Source organism: Geobacter sp., assembly GCA_009684525.1.
Taxonomy (GTDB): domain Bacteria; phylum Desulfobacterota; class Desulfuromonadia; order Geobacterales; family DSM-12255; genus Geoanaerobacter.
This window is the reverse complement of the sequence record WKKR01000001.1, coordinates 316,262-334,047: the sequence shown is the minus strand read 5'-3', so window position 1 is coordinate 334,047 and position 17,786 is coordinate 316,262. Positions and strand designations below refer to the sequence as shown.

The following is a 17,786-nucleotide window of genomic DNA, read 5'->3' as shown; positions in this document are numbered from 1 at the left end:
TAACCGGTGAAGAATAGCCCAATCATGAAGTTATTGTAAAGGGATTTCTCTGCGACAGATCGGTCGAAATCGTTGCCATGCCGCTCTGTCCGTGGTATGGTCTGCGCGATGAAAGAACTATATGGAAACAGGTACCGCACATGCTGACCGGAAAACAGAAACGCTATCTGCGTGCACTCGGGCACAGTCTCAAACCCGTCATCACTATCGGCAAGGGAGAGGTCAGTGAAGCAGTTACCTCGGAAACCGACGCTGCCCTGGATGCACATGAGCTGATCAAGGTGAAGCTGCTGGAAAGTTGCCTTATGGACCGTCACGAAGTTGCGGATCTCCTTGCCGAAGCCTGCCGGGCAGAGATTGCCCAACTGCTCGGCAGAACAGTCCTCCTCTATCGCGCGTCACGGGAGCCGAAAATCGTTTTACCAGCCCCCGGAAAACCGACACGCTGAGGTAACGAGGGAGGTAACGACTGTGGTCAACCGCGAAGCTTCCATGGAACGGCCGGACCTGGCACCGTATGCATCCTGCAGCGCCCTGTCGCGTGGCCGCAAATACCCGGAAGAGCTCCGGGACAGCAGACCCGCCTTCGAACGCGACCGGGACCGGATCATCCACTGTGCCGCCTTCAGACGACTTGAATACAAGACCCAGGTCTTTGTCAACCATGAGGGTGACTACTACCGTACCCGCCTGACCCATTCACTGGAAGTTGCCCAGATCGGCAAGGCGATCGCGAGACGGCTGCGGCTCAACGAAGAATTGACCGAAGCGCTCGCTCTGGCTCATGACCTGGGTCACACCCCGTTCGGCCATACCGGCGAGGAGGTGCTGAACCGTCTCATGGAAACACATGGCGGTTTCGAGCACAACCTGCAGTCGCTACGTGTCATCGACGAACTGGAAGAACGGTATCCGGGGTTCAATGGGCTCAACCTGTCGTGGGAGGTGCGCGAGGGGATCATCAAGCATTCATCCCCCTACGACCGGCCTGCCGGTATCATCGATGATTTCATGCCCGGCATCGTGCCGACCCTTGAAGCGCAATTGATCAATTTTGCCGACGAGATCGCCTACAACAACCACGACATCGATGACGGCCTGAAATCCGGGTATCTGACCCTGAAGCAGCTTCGCCACGTCGATCTCTGGCAGGAAATGTATGAGACTGTCAGCGCCCGCTATCCGGACATCGACGAAGACCGCATCAAATGCCAGACCATCAGCGCCCTGATCGGCTACTTCATCACCGACCTGACCTCGACCACCATGCACAACCTGCATGAATACTCCATTTCATCCATCGATGACCTGCGCCGGGTCAACCGCCAGGTGGTGACCTTGAGTCCCGCCCTTTCCGAGAAAAACAGACAGCTCAAGCGTTTTCTCTACGAGAACCTCTACCGTCACTACAAGGTCGAACGGATGCGGGTCAAGGCCGAGCGATACCTCAGCATGCTCTTTGACACCTACGCAAAACACCCTACCCTGCTGCCGAAGAAGCATGTCAGGAAGATGGATCATATGGGCAGGGAGCGGGTGATCTGCGATTATATTGCCGGCATGACCGACCGCTTTGCACTGGATGAGTTTAAACGGCTTTTCGAGCCATACGAGCGGGTATAGACCGATCATGCGGAAACATCATTGAAAACGCCACGGCTTCCTGACCCCAGAACGGGAATCCCGCGTCACCCAGTACAGCGCCGATTCGGATACGTCTTGACGGTCATAACGGCTCGTGATAAATTAATGAATCTTTCCTCAGCCTATAAATAGATAGGGAAGCATCAATGCCGAAACAACTCCTCGACTTCGTTCCATCCGTTGTCCGTGACCGGTTGGGCACTGAAAACACTGTCTGCCTGTTGTCCGGACAGGATGTATTCCTCGGTCTGTGCCATGAGCGGATGATCGTCATGGCAGCCAACCCCCGCATCTCTCATGTCATCCCCGGCATCATGCGTGCCGCACAAGAACTCGACGCCGTTGTCGCCTTCGAACTCACCAGAACCGAAGGAGGGATTGACGGCGGCTACACCGGGCAGACTCCCGAAAGTTTCAGCACAACGGTCCTGTCATATGCCGAGGCATGCGGCTTTACTAAACCGTTCATCATCCACGCTGACCACGTCACCATCAGAGACACGTCTGCAGATGAGCTGCAGGCAGCGCAGCAGCTCATCGAAGCACAGCTTGCCGCCGGGTTCACGTCCTATGCTCTCGATGCGTCATTCAATCCCCTGAGCGACAACATCTCCATCATCCAGCATCTTGCCAGACCGATCACCGAGAAGAATTTCGGACTTGAGGTGGAACTGGGTGAAGTTTCCACCGTGGGAAGCAACTCCACCCTCACCGAAGTGGCAGAGGCACGCGATTTCCTCTCCAGCCTGGTGGGAAAGGGGATACGGCCCCATCTGCTGGCGATCGATAATGGCTCCAAAAGCGGAAACTACCTGGACGGCCAGATTGTCAGCATCGATCTGGAACGGACCGGCGAGATATTCGCCCTGGCGCGCGAATTCGGTCTTGCAGGCCTGGTCCAACATGGCATCACCGGCACACCGCTCCGTATCGTCGGTCGCCTTGCCGACTTCGGCATCCGTAAGGGGAACATCGGCACCCTCTGGCAGAATGTTGCCCATGCAGGATTGCCTGTAGAGCTCATGGATGCCATGCGCACATGGTCAAAGGAAAACGGTCGCGACATCAAATATGCGACCGCCGTCTTCAAAGCGGAGATCGATGCAATTCCGCAGGAAAATATCCAGCTGATCCAGGAAATGGCATACCGGGAAGCGCGTGAATTCCTCAAAGCATTCCATGCCCAGGGTAGTGCCTCCAAGCTGGCGGCCTCCTTGGGAAAACGCAGATGAGAGTCATCAGCGGCACGGCTCGCGGTCGCCGCCTGCTTGCACCGCACGATCGACGCGTGAGACCAACCTCGGACCGTATCAAAGAGGCGCTTTTCAGTATTATTGTTTCACTTCGCGGGAATTTGCTAGGTTCGCGGGTTCTGGATCTCTGCTCCGGTACTGGAAATCTGGGAATCGAGGCTCTGAGCAGAGGAGCCGACGAAGCCGTCTTTGTCGACAATCACCGCAGCTCTGCAGAGTTGACAAAAAAGAACCTTCTGGCAACGGGATTTTCAGATAGGTCCGAAATAATTATTTCCGACGCTCGCATCGCGGTTTCTCGCCTCAGCGAGCAGGGGCGCAGATTTCACCTTGTCCTTGCCGATCCTCCATATGGTCAGGGGATTGCGGCAGAACTGCTCAACCAGGTTTCAGCACATGAAATCCTGTTCGAACAGGCTCTCGTAGTGATCGAAACCACTGCCCAAGAACTATTGCCCGAATATGTCGGACTGTTGCGCCAATTTGATCATCGCATTTATGGTGACACGGCGCTCACATTCTTCACCAATTCGCATTGAGGTTCAAGCATGCCCAGGAAAATAGCCGTTTATCCAGGCTCCTTTGATCCCATCACCTATGGCCATCTGGATATTATCAACCGAGGACTTCGCATCTTCGACAGTGTAATCGTTGCTGTGGCCAGCAATTCCAGCAAAAATTCCCTTTTCACGATTGAGGAGCGGGTTGAACTCATCAGCCTTGTCCTTGAGGACAATCCCCGGGCAAAAGTTGACACCTTCGGCGGCCTTCTGATAGACTACGTCCTTTCTCAGCACGCCACCGTCATCATCAGGGGGCTACGGGCCGTGTCTGATTTCGAGTACGAATTCCAGATAGCCCAGATGAACCGGAGCATCTCCCAGGAGATCGAAACCCTGTTCATGATGACGTCGGTACCGTTCAGCTACCTCTCCTCATCCATCGTCAAGGAGGTGAGTTCCCTGAACGGCCCTGTGGACGGACTGGTGCCGCCGCTCGTCAAACAAGCGCTTGCAAACAAGTTTTCATCATATGCACACAAAACAAGGAGACCCTAATGAATCCGTTAGCCGTCGAACTCAACGAAATGCTCAGCCAAAGCAACCCATATGCATTGGAAATGCTGTCCGACCTGGGAAAGAACCTTTTCTTCCCCAAGGGAATACTGACCCAGTCGGCAGAAGCAAAGGAAAAAGCCCACAAATTCAACGCCACCATAGGCATCGCCACCGAAAATGGCGGCCCGATGTACCTCCAGTGCATCCAGGACAAGCTCTCCGAATTTGACCCGAAAGACATCTACCCCTATGCGCCGCCGGCCGGCAAGCCTGAACTGCGGGCGTTGTGGCGGGAGAAGCAGCTGCGGGAGAACCCGAGCCAGCAGGGGAAACACTTCAGCAACCCAATCGTCACCAACGCCCTCACCCACGGCCTCTCCATCGTTGCCGATATGTTCGTCGACAACGGCGACCATGTAATCCTGCCGGACATGCTCTGGGGGAACTACAACCTCACCTTCGGCACCTGCTCCGGCGCCGTCATGCGGAAATTCCCGACCTTTACCGTGGCCGGCGGCTATGACGTAGACGCCTTCAAGGCCGAGCTAAAGAACAGCGCCGAGGAAAAGGGGAAAGCAATCGTCATCCTGAACTTCCCCAACAACCCGAGCGGCTACACCCCGACCGTCGCCGAGGGTGACGCCATCGTTGCCGCCATCAAGGAAGTTGCCGAGGGCGGCTGCAACATCGTCGCCGTCACCGACGACGCCTACTTCGGGCTTTTCTACGAGGATAGCATGAAGGAGTCGCTCTTCGGCAAGCTCGCCAACCTCCACCCCCGCATCCTGGCGGTCAAGCTCGACGGCGCCACCAAGGAGGAGTTCGTCTGGGGCTTCAGGACCGGCTTCATCACCTTCGCCGACGGCAATAGCTTCGAGAACGCCCGGGTCATGACCGCCCTGGAGAAGAAGGCCATGGGGATCATCCGCGCGCGGATCTCCAACTGCCCCCATCCCTCCCAGACCTTCGCCATCGAGGCGCTCCGCTCCCCGAAATTCCTTGAACAGAAGGAAGAGAAGTTCCAGGTGCTGAAAGGCCGCGCCCTTAAGGTGAAGGAAGTCCTCAACAGCGGCAAGTACGATTCCGCCTGGGCCTACTACCCGTTCAACTCCGGCTATTTCATGTGCCTCAAGCTGAAAACTGTCGATGCCGAGAAGTTGCGGATCCACATCCTCGACAAGTACGGCGTCGGCGGCATCTCCATCGGCAAGACCGACCTGCGGATAGCCTTCTCCTGCATTGAGGAAAAGGATATCGCCGAACTGTTCGATATCATCTACCAAGGGGTACAGGATCTGGCCTGATCATCTTGATAAACAATTTAACTGGTATGGACCGAGTCGAAGAAGCCAGCAAAAACCTCAATTAACGAAACCTCGAACCGGCAAACACCCAAAAAGGCGAGGGAAATATCTCCTCGCCTTTTTTCAGGAGCAGCCATGATCACCAAAGAGATGACCATCGGCATGATTCTTCGAACCTATCCCGAATCCATCAAGATCTTTACCAAGTACGGACTCGATTGCCATGAATGCCAGATCGCCGATCTCGAATCGGTGGAACATGGTGCCGGCGTCCATAAAATCGGCGTTGACGAGCTCTTGGCTGAACTGAACCGGGTTTGCTCCCCCAACGGATGAACCAGAGCCCTCCCGGAATCCCATGACCGAAGCATTACTCGAATACCAGCGACACTTCACGCAGCAACAGCTTGTAAGGGCGACTCTGCTCAGTGCGGATGGCAGTCATCCCGAGTTGAAAGCTTTTGTCACCGGTCTCACCCGTGATCTCCTTGAATTGGAACTGGACGATGACCGGCTTTCAGATAAGGTAACCATTGCCACGGGCGACATGCTCGAACTCCGTTCCGGGAGCAAAGGAAGCGGTTTCCGCTGTCGTTCTCTGCTGGTAAGCGGAACCGACAGCAGATACCTTCTGGTCCGCCTGGTCGGGAATGTCATATTCGAGGAACTGCGCGAATTTTTCCGCATCGACACCTATCTTCCTCTCCGTTATCTGAACATTCCCGGCTGGGATGAAAAAACCGTCCGTCGGCAATGGATTGAACGGATGGAGAACCTGGAGCGGAGCAGGATTCAACCTGCGAGTTTCATCTACCAGGGCGAACCGGATGAGTCATTACCCGGTGCGTCACATGCGCCAATACCCCTTGAATATGAACCGCCGGTTGCCGCCAACATCAGTGGCGGTGGCCTTCGGACCTGCCTTTGCGAAAGGCTGCTACCAGATAGTTATGCCTTGCTGGAACTCTACATCCCCGGAACACCTCCCCGCCTCATCGAGGTAGCCGGCAAGGTGCTCTACGCTGATCCGACGCTTACACAAGACGGTACGCAAGGCTATGCCACGGCATTCAAATTCACCTGCATCGACGAACGCGACCGGGACACCCTCATCAGCTACATCCAGCGTATCCAGCAGCAGCAAATACGGCAGATTGCCGAGGAAATGCCAGCATTGAGCCGTTTCCGGAATGAGATATCGGCAGAATTTCGTCACGGCATCCATCCCGTACGTCGGCGAATCGGCATTGTTGTTCTGGTGGCCCTGTTCATACTCCTGGTCTTCGCCTACACCAGCTACTATCTCCATCCGACCAAGGCTGAAGTGCAACGCATCTTTGACCAGGGTCTGAAAAAATATCTGGAGCGGCTCCCCTCCCGCCAACCCTGAAACACTACACCTACTCACCAGACTACATTACATACTCACACACTCACACTGCCGCTTGGCATTCATGCCTTGACAACGCGCACACCCCGATTCACAATATATACAATCCCGCAATTACAGTCAGTTACCACTTATCATCACACTCCTCAGATTCTGGCATGTAAATAGCAACTTACCCGTCGCAGTGCAGATCTCACGTGCTGACTTCTTGGCATCCGCTCCCCATGGAGGTATGACAGGTGCTTTACAAAACCGTCAACGAATCCTTTAATGAATTCATCGTCGATCGCAAGGACCCTCTCTGCATTCGCTGCAAGGTCTGTGAACGTCAGTGTGCCTATGAGGTGCATCGCTACATCCCGGAAGCTGATTGCCTGACCGAGGATAGCGGCCTCTGTATCGGCTGCCGTCGCTGTTCGGCGCTCTGCCCTACCGGCGCCATCACCATAAAGACGAACGAGGAGAGCTTCAAGGCAAACGCCTCATGGTCATCAGCCCACATCCGGAACCTCTATGCCCAGGCCGATACCGGCGGCATCCTGCTGGCCGCCATGGGTAATCCGGCGAAATACCCCATCTACTGGGACCATCTGCTCCTCGACGCCTCCCAGGTGACCAACCCTTCCATCGATCCGCTCCGTGAGCCGATGGAACTCCGTACCTACCTGGGCAGAAAACCGCACTCCATCGAGGTTGTGCGCGACAAGAAAACCAACAAGCCCAAACTGGCAACCACATTGTCACCGCAGCTGAAACTGGAATACCCTTTCATCTTCTCCGCCATGAGTTACGGCGCCCTCAACCTCAATGCCCACCGGGCCATGGCTGCTGCAGCACAGGAACTCGGCACCCTTTACAACACCGGTGAAGGTGGACTGCATAAGGACCTGTACAAATACGGCAAGAACGTCATTGTCCAGGTTGCTTCCGGCCGGTTCGGCGTCAGTGAACAATACCTGAACGCCGGGGTCGCCATCGAGATCAAGGTCGGTCAGGGTGCGAAACCGGGCATCGGCGGCCACCTGCCCGGAGAAAAGGTCAATTCCGACATCTCCGAGACCAGGATGATCCCCCTCGGTTCCGACGCCATCTCACCAGCACCGCATCACGACATCTACTCCATCGAGGACCTGCGCCAGCTGATTTACGCACTCAAGGAAGCGACCAACTACGAAAAACCTGTATCGGTGAAGATTGCAGCCGTCCACCACGTGGCTGCCATTGCATCAGGTATCGCGCGAGCCGGCGCGGATATCATCACCATCGACGGTTTCCGTGGGGGTACCGGCGCAGCGCCGCAGGTCATCCGTGACAATGTGGGGATACCGATGGAACTCGCTCTTGCAGCGGTCGATACCCGCCTGAGGGACGAAGGGATCAGAAACCAGGTCTCCATCGTCGTCGGCGGCGGTGTTCGTAACTCGGGAGACGCCATCAAGGCCATCGCCATGGGTGCCGATGCCATCAACCTGGGAACGTCGACGCTGCTCGCCCTAGGCTGCACCCTCTGCCAGCGCTGCTACACCGGCAAATGCCCCTGGGGGATCACCACCAACAACCCGTACCTTGCCAAACGTCTCAATCCAGAAATCGGTGCCGAGAAACTGGTCAACCTGGTCCGGGCCTGGGGACACGAAATGAAAGAAATACTCGGCGGCATGGGACTCAATGCCCTTGAATCGCTCCGCGGCAACCGCTATAAACTACGGGCAGTCGGACTGACTGAAAAGGACATGAACCTCCTTGGCGTCATACCCGCAGGAGAATAGAGTATTCAGGTCTTTCCCGCATCTTATGCAGCATGTCTTCCCATGCTCATTCCATTGAGCTCGACATGACCGCAGCTGCGCGGCCAAAGGCTCTGTCCCGCGGAAAATCCTCATCCTGGATATTATGAAGGATAATCTATGAAACGGATTTATACACTCGAAGATGCCTGCATCGGCTGCCACCTCTGCGAGGTGGCCTGCATCACGGAACACTCCCTTTCCAAGGACCCGGTGAAGGCCTTTCTTCATGAGCAGGTCCGCCCCATCTCCCGTTGTACGGTAGAAGAGGCAGAGGGGGGCATTATCTCCCTTTCCACCACCTGCCGGCATTGCGATGAGCCGGATTGCCTACGGGCCTGCATCTCCGGCGCCATACAGAAAAACGATCAGGGAGTGGTCAGGATCGATACGGAGCAGTGCGTAGGGTGCTGGTCATGCGTGATGGCCTGCCCCTATGGTGCCGTTCAGCGCAATACTGCCAAGAAAAAGGCCAACAAATGCGATCTCTGTCCGGATCGTAAAGGCCCGGCCTGCGTGGATGCCTGCCCCAACCGGGCTCTGGTATTCAAGGAGGGGATCCAGAAATGAATTACGTCATCATCGGCAACTCCGTTGCAGCTGTCGGCGCAGTGCGTGCCATCAGGGACGTTGACCAGGATGGCAACATCACCGTCATCTCCCGCGAGCGTCATGTCGCCTATGGCCGTCCGCTCATCTCCTACCTGCTCGGCGGGCTCATCAGCGAAAAGCGGATGGCCTACCTGCCCGAAGACTTCTACGACAAGCATCGGATCAATCTGCTGCTCAATTCCGAAGTCGTGGGTGTCGACAGCAAAAAGCGCCAGGTGAAACTTGCAGCCGGCGATACGGTCGCCTACGACCGGCTTCTCATAGCCACGGGAGGCGACCCCTTCGTGCCTCCCATCGAAGGTCTGGCCGGCAAGGAAAAGATATTTACCTTCACCACCTGGGACGATGCGGCCAAGCTGAAGGCAATTGCCCATGACATCGAGCACGCGGTCGTCATCGGCGGTGGCCTTATCGGCCTGAAAGCTGCCGAAGGCCTCCACCTCCTGGGGAAAAAGGTGACCATCGTCGAGTTGGCCGACCGGATTCTCTCTGCCGCCTTTGATCGGCCGGCAGGCAGAATCGTTTCCAAGAAGATGAAACTGAACGGCATCGACGTGATCACCGAGGAGACCGTGGTGAAGATCGAAGGTGACGGCTCCGCGATCTCCGGAGTGGTCCTCAAGTCAGGAGATTATCTGCCGTGCGATACGGTGATCGTCGCCATCGGCGTGCGACCTGCAGCGGTCTTCCTCAAAGGGAGCGGCATCGACGTCAACCGGGGCGTGGTTGTGGATGGATGCATGGAAACCAGCATGAAGGGCGTCTTCGCTGCCGGGGACGTTGCCGAGGCACGGGACTTTTTCAGCGACACCAAGAATCCTCTGCCCATCTGGCCTGATGCCTACATCCAGGGGGACATTGCAGGGACTGCCATGGCCGGCAAACAGAAGGAATATGCCGGCGGGCTCTCCATGAACTCCATCGAGTTTTTCAAGGTTTCGACCATCTCCATGGGTGTCACCAATCCCCAGAACCTGGCAGAGTTTGAGATTCTCACCTATCAGGATCTCGAATCCTATTCCTACCGCAAGATCGTCGTGAAAGACAATCGCCTGGTGGGTGCGGTGCTGGTCGGTAATGTCGAACGGGCCGGGATCTTTGCCGGTCTCATTCGTGAGCAGGTCGACGTGACCCCCTTCAAGGAGCACCTGCTTGCACCCGGTTTCGGGATCATACATCTGCCCAAAGAGCTGCGCAGCGCCCTTTTCGCCCCTTTCGGGAAGGCTGCATAACCTGTCGAGAGAACTGTTACCGTTATCCAACGGAGAGCGAACACAATGAATATGAAACCAACCCACAACTTTGAAAAGGATATCTCCAACTGCGGCCTTACCGGGTTCATCTCGACCTCCGGCACATTGGTCGAGGGGAGCGTCATCATCAAATCCATAGCTCTCATGCATGACCGGGGTAACGGACTTGGTGGCGGTTTTGCCGCCTATGGCATTTATCCGGACTATCCTGATTACTTTGCCTTCCACCTGATGTATGAAAACAGCATGGCCCAGCAGCTTACCGAAGAGTATCTGGAGCAGTTCTTTTTCATAGAGCAGCAGGAAGATATCCCGACCCGCAGGACTCCTGCAATCGTCAACCCGCCATCCTTCAAGCGTTACTTCATCAAGCCGATGGAAACGCCTGAATATAAGGAAGCTATCGAGTTCCAGAACATGACTGACGAAGATATCATCGTCAGCCATGTCATGCGGATCAACCTGGAAATCGAAGGGGCTTTTGTCGTCTCGTCAGGCAAAAATATGGGGGCATTCAAAGGCGTCGGTTATCCCGAGGACATCGCCGAATTTTTCCGTCTCGAAGAGTACCAGGGGCATATCTGGACCGCTCACAACCGCTTCCCGACCAACACTCCCGGCTGGTGGGGCGGTGCGCACCCCTTCACCCTGCTCGACTGGTCCATCGTCCATAACGGCGAGATCTCCTCGTACGGCATCAACAAGCGTTACCTGGAGATGTACGGCTATCTCTGCACCATGCTTACCGACACCGAGGTGGTCACCTACATGCTCGACCTGTTGATCCGGAAGCACGGCTTGACGCCGGAACTTGCCAGCCTGGCCCTGGCAGCCCCGTTCTGGGATATGATCGACACACTCCCCACTGACGAGCGTGAACTGCTCACCGCCATCAGGCAGGTCTACGGAAGCGGACTCCTGAACGGCCCCTTTGCCATCCTTTTTGCCAGCAACGAAGGATTGATAGGGCTCAATGACCGGGTCAAACTCCGACCGCTGGTCTGTGCCACCAAGGACGATTTCGTCTATATGGCCTCGGAGGAGGCTGCAATCCGGGAGATCTGCCCATCTCCCGACCGTGTCTGGTCGCCGCGGGGCGGAGAACCGGTCATTGCACGGCTGCAGAACGGAGCTGCCTAGTTTTTTTCCATCACGGAAACAGAGGATTTCGCCATGAAAATCGATGCAAAAGGCGTTTATTATCGCGAGTTGAACCAGAAGATCCGCGAGGCTGTTGCTGGCGGTACAGAATCGATTGAACTGATGAACGTCAATGGCCAGTACTTTATCGGCGACGGCATCAACCGTCCCGTGACGATTACCATCCATGGTGTGCCCGGCAACGACCTGGGCGCGTTCATGAACGGTGCGACCATCATCGTCAAAGAGAACGGCCAGGACAATATCGGCAACACCATGAACGCCGGCAAGGTCGTGGTCCATGGTCATGCAGGGGATGTTCTCGGCTACGGCATGCGCGGCGGCCGGGTGCATATCCTGAAAGACGTGGGATACCGGGTAGGTATCCATATGAAATCGTTCGACGAAAACAAGCCGGTCCTGATAGCCGGCGGCAAGGCAGGCGATTTCTTCGGTGAATATATGGCTGGCGGAGTACTTATCCTGCTGGGGATGTACACTGACGACCCTGAAAAACCGAAACACGGATTCAGGTTCGGAACCGGCATGCACGGTGGCGTCATCTACATCAGGGGGGCAGTCGATGAAACAAAGCTGTCCAGAGAGGTTGGAGTATTCCCGGTCACCCAGGAAGACCAGCAGGAGTTGGAGGGGTATCTCAAGGATTTCTGCAAGGATTTTCGCCTTGATCTGAAAGAGGTTCTGAGCGAGCCATTCATCAAGGTCCTGCCGAAAAGCAAGCGCCCGTACGGTGACCTCTACTGCCCCATGCCGAAGTGATTCCGGCAACCAATGGATCACATGCAATGAATCAGACCCCGCCACGGCGGGGTTTTTCATTTTCCGCCAACACCGGCCATTTCATAGTTCACGGAAAGGCCGATCTCCTCGCGCACCAAGTTGGTGATCCGGGAAGCCGATTCTTCCACAAGCATATCGAGCAGCATCTTTTTCTTCTTCGGAGGCCTGACTACCGTCGGCTCACCGCTAATACCGGCCAGTCGCCCGGCCTCTTCGATGGCATCCTGGAGCGATCCGAGCCGGTCAACAAGTTTCAGCTCCAACGCCTGTTCACCGGAAAAGATCCTGCCGTCCGCAATGGCCTGCACCTGCCCCACGGGAAGACGCCGACCTTCGGCAACAGCCTTGACGAACTGACCATGCGTACTCTCGATTACCCCCTGCAACAGCGTCTTTTCCTCGTCACTCATGGGACGCAGAGGAGATCCAGCATCCTTGTATTTGCCGGTCTTCAAGGTGAATGCCTTCATACCGATTTTGTCCAACAGCCCTTCGATGTTGGAAAATTTCATGAGAACACCGATACTGCCGGTTATGGTGCCGGGGTTGGCCATGATCAAGGTTGCCGGTGCAGCGATATAATACCCTCCGGATGCAGCGACACTTCCCATGGAGACAATCACCTTTTTCCTGGCGGCGAGTTTTTTCACCTCCTGGTAGATCTCCTGCGAAGGGCCCACCACGCCACCGGGAGAGTCGATACGGAGTACGACTGCTTTAATCTTGTCGTTCTTTCCAAAGTCGTGAAGCTGCTTGACGGTTTCCTGCGAATCAAGGATGACCCCCCTCACCTCAACAAGACCGATACCGCTCTCCTTGATCAGGGTCGAGCCATCACCCATTAATAGCAAAGCAATCATCAACGAAGCGGCAAACAAAAACAAGAAGCCACCGCTGACGCCTGCTGCTATCCACAACCACTTGTTTTTCATCGGTCATCCCGGGTACTGCGGTTCTGTAGCCGTGAAGATCCATTCACATTAAAGAGAAACAATGTTTTCTTGACTGCCAGCAATATTTTCTGCTAAGGTTAATTGCATGGAATATTTGATTATTTCAGACACCCACGGTAATTATCATGCTGCAGCAGAAGTTATCGCCCAGGCAGGTCACGTCGACGTGATCGCCCACCTGGGAGACGAAACCAGCGATGCTGTCGTGCTTGAGCATATCTTCAACCGACCGGTTGAAAAAGTCGCTGGTAACTGTGATGCACCGGGCAAACACCCAAGGGAACTCTGCGTTGATATCGGTGGAACGAAGATGCTCTTGACCCATGGGGATCGTTATCAGGTAAAGATGGGACTTGCCCAGCTCCAGAAGCGGGCTGAAAGCGCACATGCCCGCGTGGTACTGTACGGACACACCCACCGTGCCGCCATAGATGAAATCGACGGCATCCTTTTCATCAACCCCGGATCACTCCACCGTATGAATGCGGAACTGAGCTATGCGCGGCTTTCTCTCATCAATGGGAATCTAACTGCATCGATCATTCCGGTTGCAGTAAACGATTCAGAACAGCACGCCCAGAAAATCCTGACTGTCAACATCAACCTTAACAACCACACCCGCAGTTGTGGCACACACGACGGTTATGGTCTTCAGGCGGGATCGTCTCGGGGGCAAAGGCAACTCGATTCACTGCCCGCTTGATATCCTCCATCAAATTCAGCTTCTCGCTCTGGCCGATGATATGCCCGACACACTGACTGCCGATGCCATCGGTCGGAGACGAAAGTCGCACTGAATTCAGAAGGTCAGAGTAGCTGTTGATGTCGATGGTAATGGCCTCATTACGCGCTCTCGCGAGTTCCACCCCAAATGCTGCCAGTTCATTCACGAGTTCGGCAAAGAAGCGTTCAAACTGCACGCTGGCCAAGTCTACATACCAATCTTTACGAATATGATTCTGCCCGAGTATGGTGAGAGTCAGTTTTTTCCCTGCCATCGCAATCACTCCTTCGCCTTTGTTACGCCAACCGTATCAAGCATCCCGCGCGCTGCCGCCTTACGATTGAGCGAACTAAAGATCATGTCCAGGACAACCTTCTGCTTTGCCTCGAATTTGTTGAGAACCGCAAGACAGGTTCCCAGGGGAAAATGTTCATGAAGATAATCTGCCTCACGACCCGATAGGATAACAATCCTCTTGGCATCCATGCCGGTGCCAACGGCATAGTGAAACAGTTTTGAGCCGTCAAGATCCGGCATCTCAAGGTCAATAACCAGGAGGTCCAGATCGCCTCTGCAGATGAAGTGCAGTGCCTGATACGGCTTGCCGCAGGTGATTACCTGAAGGTGCGGGTAATTTTCTGAAAGGTAGGTACCTATTACGTCCAGAAATCCAGCATCATCATCAACGATCAGAATCTTGCCCATCGCGCACCTACTGGCAACTACTTGATGACCCTGGTCGCCAGATTCAGGACCTTCAGGGGAACATGCAGGTCGAGAGCTCGAGCGGTCTTCATGTTGATGAAAAGATCGACTTTTTTAGGAGGTGAAATGGGCATGAGTGAGGGTTTTTTCCCGCCGAGAATACGTACTACACAATCTGCCGCCTGCTGCCCCAATTCTGCCGGGTGAGCCTCAAGGGAAACAAGCGCCCCTTTTTCGCCGGAATCGGGAACCTGGCTGATGACCGGAATCTTGTTATCCAAAGCCCGCCGGATCACCTTGTCCAGATTACGTCCCACGACCGATGCCTCCGTGATATAGACACAGTCGACCTGGGAAATCATTGAAGAGAGCGCCGTATCCAAGACCGCTGCGCTGGGCACATTAGCCTCGACTACTGAAAAGCCCTGTTGTACAGCAATCCGTTTCATCTCCTTCAGTTGCACGACCGAACCGATCTCCCGGGAACTGTACAGAACACCGATCTGTCGGAACGCCTTGAATTCCATGGCCGTCCGCACCAGTGTGATAAGTGGCACCTTGGAACTGATTCCGGTGGCATTTGCGCCAGGAGTAGAAAGACTCTTTGCAATACCGGTCTCAAGAGGGGCATAGACATCAACAAAGACAATGGGAATGTCGTGTGATTCCTGGACAGCGGCAAGTGCAGCCGGAGCTCCATAGGCAACGATGATGTTTGCGCCAATGGCATTGAACTTGCGAATTGCGTTGGACCATGAGATGGGGTCGGGGTTCGGCACCTGGGTGATTATTTCGACGGCATCCTGGTCGTATCCCTTGATGGCCAGCGCCCGCACAAATGCACGATGGGCATTGCGATAACGGGGAAGGTCACTGGACAGGACAGCAGCCACGATGATAGTGCTCGAACGAGCCAATGAAACCGGATAGGCCACAGTCACAATCAGCATGCACACGGTACATAACAGAAATTTTTTCACCAAGGGCTTATTCATCCATTACCATTTCGCTGACATGCTGGCAATAATTGCATGAACCGCGCCGTCGTAAAGCGTATTCCGATCATCGGAGTACTGACGAAAGCGGTAATCAACCCCACACGATACATTCTTGGTCAAGTCGTATGCTGCCTTGAAACTGACAGAGTTTTCGACTGTCTTGAGCCAAGTGAGCTCCTTGACCCCTGTTGTGTTGCTCGTGGCATATTGTAAATACGAGGGATCAAACTCGGCATCGGATATAACCTGCTGGAAGGCCAGAGAAAGATCCAGTTTTTCCATAGGCCGCAGGTTGGTGGTGATGCCGTACAGGATTGCGTTGCTGGTGTAGTTGGCAGCAGCAGAGCTTCCAGAAGTCGTAGCTGCATAAAGGATATCCTGGTCAATGGAACTCTTCAGCAATCCAGCCGTGCCGGTCACGTTGAGACGACCGGCAAAAAAATTGGCCCAGATGCTTGCAGAAGCACTTACCATCGTCTTGTCGCGCGGCAGTGCATAATTCGTCAGCGGATTCGTGACCGGGTCGGCAAAGGCCTGCAAGGTACTGATGCTTTTCGATCCGTTATGCTCGCTGCTGTTCAGGTAATTGGCGGAAATCCCCCAACGGTCCTTCATGGTGTAGGTCGCCAGCAACTGCCCTTCGTGCCGTTCATCGTAAGAAACACCATATGCTGGCTGGCCGTTTGCAGTATAGCTGTACCGTGCCTTGAGCCGGAGCCCTTTCAGGGGGCGGGCCATGAGCGCAATGATCCCGCGGTGAATCTCCTCATTTTCCGGCAATGACATACCCGCTACATTGTTGGTATACGGATCCCAGGCCGTGACATTGCTCCGCCTGAGGAAATCACCACGGTATTCGGCCTTGACCGTATAATCGTTCACTGGTCGAAACGACATGATAGTTGAAATGATGTCACGTTTCGTGTCAATCCCCTGGTAGGCATACATGGTTGACGGTGTGAACAGAGACATGGAAACCGTTGCAGTCTCGCGATCAATCTCCTGATGACGGAAACGGACCGCCAACGAGAATTCCTTGCAGGGGGTATAGACCAGGTCCCCTGCTGCGGTATGCAGGGTATCGGTCAGTCCGTTTGCACCAGACACCTGGGTCAGTGAGGAAAGGTTGCTCCGCTGGGCAAAGGTATATGCAGAGGCGATCACGATGCCGCCGGTCTGTTCGGTATGGAGCTTGACCGAGTGGGCCATATAGCGGCTGTCAGGGGTTTCGTTGTGGTCGAAGGTCCCACCGGCACGCTGCAGATATTCGGGATGGAGGGCATCAACCCTCGCAACGAAGCTGTCGGTAGGAGTCCCGGCATGATCGGTATATTGCCGTACGGTAAAGTCATAAATCAGGTCAATGGGACCGAGATGGGCGTCAAAACCCAGCTTCCCTTCATGGGTTTCCCGGTTGACGAGACGATTTGCGGAATAGATCGTGTTTGTGGCAGTGGAGGGGAAAAAGGCTTGATCAGCATATCGAAGCTGTGAAGCCCCTTCCTTGATCATCCGCCAGTACTGCAGGTTCAGGTGAATCGGATAGTACCCCATACGGGCACGCAACGAGGCAAGATCCTGTTCTACCCGCATGCCGTAACGTGCGGCATCATTCGTTGTATCACCCTGGTAGGGAGACCCGAAGGTGAATGCATTAGGAACCGATGACGGGAGCCGGTCAAGGTTGTGGTACAGGGATTCGCTCCGCAGGTGAACGCGATATGCCCCCATATAATCGTAGGAAAGATCGCCGAAATAATCATTATCACTAAGGTAGGAACCATCGACGATAAACTTGTGGTCCCGGCCGAGGATGCTGTTCGTGAGTCCGAAGGTTGGCCCTGAATGGAGATCTTCGTATTCTGCGGCCCTGCCGGCATTGCCGTCAAAGCTGAAGAAACGATAGCCGGCAAAGGTTCGCACCTGGCTGTGGGTTTCTATCTTGCTTTCGGTGAGCGGCAATTCAACTTTCTCGACTTCCGTCTCCTCCTGTGCTTCGGGGTTCGCCTCCTGCAGCTGATGCACTTCCTCCGTTGCCGCCGGCACCTCTTCCGCGTACGCGGGATGCGTCAGCGACATGGAGCCGGAGAGGAATCCTGCTGCTATCAATGTAAAAACGGAATGTCGATACACTGTCATGCTCCTTGACATAAAGGGTCAGAGG

The 17,786-nt window shown here is 55.0% G+C and carries 18 protein-coding genes; 14 read left to right on the top strand and 4 right to left on the bottom strand.

Annotated features, from left to right (window positions below; genetic code table 11):
* Positions 1-140 precede the first annotated feature (140 nt).
* From yhbY to GJT30_01485, 13 genes are all read left to right on the top strand, one after another.
* Positions 141-449, top strand: a complete 309-nt coding sequence (gene yhbY / locus GJT30_01545; GenBank protein MSM38294.1) for a ribosome assembly RNA-binding protein YhbY — start codon at positions 141-143, stop codon at positions 447-449.
* A gap of 43 nt (positions 450-492) precedes the next feature.
* Complete coding sequence (locus GJT30_01540; protein MSM38293.1) at positions 493-1,623, top strand: deoxyguanosinetriphosphate triphosphohydrolase; 1,131 nt, start codon at positions 493-495, stop codon at positions 1,621-1,623.
* Between the two features lie 167 nt (positions 1,624-1,790).
* Positions 1,791-2,876, top strand: a complete 1,086-nt coding sequence (locus tag GJT30_01535; protein ID MSM38292.1) for a fructose-bisphosphate aldolase — start codon at positions 1,791-1,793, stop codon at positions 2,874-2,876.
* Complete coding sequence (rsmD, locus tag GJT30_01530; GenBank protein ID MSM38291.1) at positions 2,873-3,436, top strand: 16S rRNA (guanine(966)-N(2))-methyltransferase RsmD; 564 nt, start codon at positions 2,873-2,875, stop codon at positions 3,434-3,436. Before GJT30_01535 ends, rsmD begins: the two co-directional genes overlap by 4 nt.
* Positions 3,437-3,445: 9 nt before the next feature.
* Entirely contained in the window at positions 3,446-3,955 is a 510-nt protein-coding gene (gene coaD / locus GJT30_01525; GenBank protein MSM38290.1) for a pantetheine-phosphate adenylyltransferase, read from the top strand.
* Positions 3,955-5,259, top strand: a complete 1,305-nt coding sequence (locus tag GJT30_01520; GenBank protein MSM38289.1) for an aminotransferase class I/II-fold pyridoxal phosphate-dependent enzyme — start codon at positions 3,955-3,957, stop codon at positions 5,257-5,259. Before coaD ends, GJT30_01520 begins: the two co-directional genes overlap by 1 nt.
* 135 nt (positions 5,260-5,394) lie before the next feature.
* On the top strand, positions 5,395-5,595 hold the full coding sequence (locus GJT30_01515) for a DUF1858 domain-containing protein (protein MSM38288.1): 201 nt from the start codon (positions 5,395-5,397) through the stop codon (positions 5,593-5,595).
* Positions 5,596-5,617: 22 nt separating this feature from the next.
* A complete protein-coding gene (locus GJT30_01510; protein MSM38287.1) occupies positions 5,618-6,649 on the top strand; it encodes a hypothetical protein in 1,032 nt (343 codons plus the stop codon).
* 239 nt (positions 6,650-6,888) lie between these two features.
* Entirely contained in the window at positions 6,889-8,418 is a 1,530-nt protein-coding gene (locus GJT30_01505) for an FMN-binding glutamate synthase family protein (protein MSM38286.1), read from the top strand.
* A 138-nt stretch (positions 8,419-8,556) separates the two neighbouring features.
* A complete protein-coding gene (locus tag GJT30_01500) occupies positions 8,557-9,006 on the top strand; it encodes a 4Fe-4S dicluster domain-containing protein (GenBank protein MSM38285.1) in 450 nt (149 codons plus the stop codon).
* Positions 9,003-10,280 carry an NAD(P)/FAD-dependent oxidoreductase gene (locus GJT30_01495; protein ID MSM38284.1) on the top strand — a complete coding sequence of 426 codons (1,278 nt, stop codon included), beginning with the start codon at positions 9,003-9,005 and terminating at the stop codon, positions 10,278-10,280. Before GJT30_01500 ends, GJT30_01495 begins: the two co-directional genes overlap by 4 nt.
* Before the next feature lie 45 nt (positions 10,281-10,325).
* Positions 10,326-11,441: a hypothetical protein gene (locus GJT30_01490; GenBank protein MSM38283.1), complete on the top strand. Its 1,116-nt coding sequence runs from the start codon at positions 10,326-10,328 to the stop codon at positions 11,439-11,441.
* Positions 11,442-11,474: 33 nt separating this feature from the next.
* A complete protein-coding gene (locus GJT30_01485) occupies positions 11,475-12,221 on the top strand; it encodes a hypothetical protein (GenBank protein MSM38282.1) in 747 nt (248 codons plus the stop codon).
* Between the two features lie 56 nt (positions 12,222-12,277).
* Here the strand turns inward: GJT30_01485 and sppA are convergent, their stop codons facing one another.
* On the bottom strand, positions 12,278-13,174 hold the full coding sequence (gene sppA, locus GJT30_01480; GenBank protein MSM38281.1) for a signal peptide peptidase SppA: 897 nt from the start codon (positions 13,172-13,174) through the stop codon (positions 12,278-12,280).
* A 106-nt stretch (positions 13,175-13,280) separates the two neighbouring features.
* Between sppA and GJT30_01475 the strand changes: the two genes are divergently transcribed.
* Complete coding sequence (locus GJT30_01475) at positions 13,281-13,898, top strand: YfcE family phosphodiesterase (protein ID MSM38280.1); 618 nt, start codon at positions 13,281-13,283, stop codon at positions 13,896-13,898.
* Positions 13,899-14,198: 300 nt separating this feature from the next.
* On the opposite strand, the gene GJT30_01470 is transcribed toward GJT30_01475, so the two are convergent.
* From GJT30_01470 to GJT30_01460, 3 genes are read right to left on the bottom strand one after another with little or no spacing between them, the layout of a single operon-like run.
* Complete coding sequence (locus tag GJT30_01470) at positions 14,199-14,624, bottom strand: response regulator (protein MSM38279.1); 426 nt, start codon at positions 14,622-14,624, stop codon at positions 14,199-14,201.
* Positions 14,625-14,641: 17 nt separating this feature from the next.
* Complete coding sequence (locus tag GJT30_01465; protein MSM38278.1) at positions 14,642-15,574, bottom strand: ABC transporter substrate-binding protein; 933 nt, start codon at positions 15,572-15,574, stop codon at positions 14,642-14,644.
* Positions 15,575-15,622: 48 nt separating this feature from the next.
* Positions 15,623-17,773 (bottom strand): MtrB/PioB family outer membrane beta-barrel protein, encoded by a 2,151-nt coding sequence (locus tag GJT30_01460; protein MSM38277.1) that lies wholly within the window; start codon positions 17,771-17,773, stop codon positions 15,623-15,625.
* Between the last annotated feature and the right edge of the window lie 13 nt (positions 17,774-17,786).

Coding starts and splice junctions, on each gene's coding strand:
- yhbY (MSM38294.1), top strand. CDS start 141: ATGCTGACCGGAAAACAGAAACGCTATCTGCGTGCACTCGGGCACAGT.
- GJT30_01540 (MSM38293.1), top strand. CDS start 493: ATGGAACGGCCGGACCTGGCACCGTATGCATCCTGCAGCGCCCTGTCG.
- GJT30_01535 (MSM38292.1), top strand. CDS start 1,791: ATGCCGAAACAACTCCTCGACTTCGTTCCATCCGTTGTCCGTGACCGG.
- rsmD (MSM38291.1), top strand. CDS start 2,873: ATGAGAGTCATCAGCGGCACGGCTCGCGGTCGCCGCCTGCTTGCACCG.
- coaD (MSM38290.1), top strand. CDS start 3,446: ATGCCCAGGAAAATAGCCGTTTATCCAGGCTCCTTTGATCCCATCACC.
- GJT30_01520 (MSM38289.1), top strand. CDS start 3,955: ATGAATCCGTTAGCCGTCGAACTCAACGAAATGCTCAGCCAAAGCAAC.
- GJT30_01515 (MSM38288.1), top strand. CDS start 5,395: ATGATCACCAAAGAGATGACCATCGGCATGATTCTTCGAACCTATCCC.
- GJT30_01510 (MSM38287.1), top strand. CDS start 5,618: ATGACCGAAGCATTACTCGAATACCAGCGACACTTCACGCAGCAACAG.
- GJT30_01500 (MSM38285.1), top strand. CDS start 8,557: ATGAAACGGATTTATACACTCGAAGATGCCTGCATCGGCTGCCACCTC.
- GJT30_01495 (MSM38284.1), top strand. CDS start 9,003: ATGAATTACGTCATCATCGGCAACTCCGTTGCAGCTGTCGGCGCAGTG.
- GJT30_01490 (MSM38283.1), top strand. CDS start 10,326: ATGAATATGAAACCAACCCACAACTTTGAAAAGGATATCTCCAACTGC.
- GJT30_01485 (MSM38282.1), top strand. CDS start 11,475: ATGAAAATCGATGCAAAAGGCGTTTATTATCGCGAGTTGAACCAGAAG.
- sppA (MSM38281.1), bottom strand. CDS start 13,174: ATGAAAAACAAGTGGTTGTGGATAGCAGCAGGCGTCAGCGGTGGCTTC.
- GJT30_01475 (MSM38280.1), top strand. CDS start 13,281: ATGGAATATTTGATTATTTCAGACACCCACGGTAATTATCATGCTGCA.
- GJT30_01470 (MSM38279.1), bottom strand. CDS start 14,624: ATGGGCAAGATTCTGATCGTTGATGATGATGCTGGATTTCTGGACGTA.
- GJT30_01465 (MSM38278.1), bottom strand. CDS start 15,574: ATGCTGATTGTGACTGTGGCCTATCCGGTTTCATTGGCTCGTTCGAGC.
- GJT30_01460 (MSM38277.1), bottom strand. CDS start 17,773: ATGTCAAGGAGCATGACAGTGTATCGACATTCCGTTTTTACATTGATA.